Origin of the sequence: Bradyrhizobium sp. th-b2, from assembly GCF_000426785.1 — a bacterium.
Taxonomy (GTDB): domain Bacteria; phylum Pseudomonadota; class Alphaproteobacteria; order Rhizobiales; family Xanthobacteraceae; genus Bradyrhizobium; species Bradyrhizobium septentrionale.
In genome coordinates, this window is sequence record NZ_AUGA01000241.1 from 1 (window position 1) to 1,565 (window position 1,565).

The following is a 1,565-nucleotide window of genomic DNA, read 5'->3' on the forward strand; positions in this document are numbered from 1 at the left end:
AGCAAAGGCGAAGTGAAGGCCAACGCTGTCAACTTACGTTAAGAAGGCTTTGCACATGCCCGGCGCAACACCGAAGAGAACGCGACGCAAGGCTAACGGCGCTTGAAATAGGTGCGATACGATCAGGCCGCGCTGCGGCGCGGCCCGTTCAACGGGCATACGGCCCCACTGTTACAGGCTCGAGTTCTACCGGCTCGCTCTGAAATGATGACCAATCTGATCGCAGGTGTCCGATTTGCAGAAAGCGGTAGCAACCAGCCCTTCTGAAGGCAAAGGGTCGGTCGAAACCTGACAAATGGCCCCTCATCATCGATGACGATTTTCTGTGAGGCTTTATCTCCCCGGAGGCAGCACCTTATCGCTCATCAACGAGACCGCGGCGCCCTACTGGCTGCGAGCAGTGATGGACGACGGAAGCATCCGTTGCAGTACGCTGTCGCGCAAAACGAACCAATGGAAAAGCGCGGCGCTGGCATGCAGACCGATGAGGACAAGGAGGGCATAGCCGCCAACTTCATGAGCCTTCACGAATAGGCTTCTGATTGCCACGTCCGGTGCCAATAGCGCCGGTACTTGCCAAATGAACAGCGTAAAAGGGCGTCCGTGAAGCACGACCTCACCGAAGCCGGTGATCGGTTGCATCAACAGCAAGGTATAAAGGGCATATTCATTGGCCTTCGCGATCCATTGTTGCAGCTTCGGCATGCTTTCCGGAAATGGCGGCAGATAAGCGAACCGAATCCGCCAGAATACGCGCGCCAACGCGACGCTCCAAGTCATCATGCCCATTGTTCGGTGTGCTGCCAGAAGTGCAGGGACCAGGCTGGTCCCATGACCAACGCCTTCGCGCAACCAGGCAGTTGTAAACTGGCCAACGATAAGGATCACCGTGAGCCAATGAAGTACAATGCTCGTTGGGTCGAAGCGCTTGCCTTGCAGAGGCGCCTTAACGATAGATCTTTGTGCGCATTCCGAATTTGTAATCATCATTCTGCTCCAAGTCCTACTCGGTCGGCCGTTCACAACCGAGGGGATCCAGGCGGCCACTGCCTTATTCCGCTATAAAACTACTCGTGTAGAGCCTGTGATCGCAATTTCGGCGCGATCTAACGCTGTGGTCAAACAACTGACGACGCTGAGGCGCGCTGGCGCAATTGCGCGCGCTGAAGGCTCAAATCCTGGAGTTCGAGCGACGCATCATCGCCTGGCATCGATCAAGCACGACGAGCGTCGAGGTTGTGCCCCGGGGCGTGGGTTTGTTGGGAAGGGTGCGAGGAGGCGTTGAAGCCGATTGAAAGCGGAAGGATCAAAACGCTGGGAGAAGCCGGCGCGCCGCCGCCACGCGAACGCTATCGCGATCGGGGGCACAGTTCGGGCGGCGGTTCGTGGCAGAGTGTCTAGGCGGAGTGGATCGATGTCCGCAACTCCGCCAAGATGCGACATCGGGCAGCACCGCTACGATATCACCTTAGGGCCAGATTCGGACATCTCAGCACAACGCGCATCTTGATCAATTCGAAAAGCCATGCAGCAGATCGCGACGACCGCGATAGCAGTCGGGGCTT

General features: G+C 57.4%; 1 protein-coding gene. It reads right to left on the reverse strand.

Annotation, left to right across the window (positions count from 1 at the left end):
• Positions 1 to 384: 384 nt before the first annotated feature.
• Positions 385 to 987, reverse strand: coding sequence for a cytochrome b (locus tag K359_RS58185; RefSeq protein ID WP_198031303.1), 603 nt, complete (start codon positions 985 to 987; stop codon positions 385 to 387).
• Positions 988 to 1,565 lie beyond the last annotated feature (578 nt).

What these genes read in the sequence shown, in the direction of transcription:
- K359_RS58185 (WP_198031303.1), bottom strand. Translation starts at nt 987, where the DNA reads ATGATTACAAATTCGGAATGCGCACAAAGATCTATCGTTAAGGCGCCT.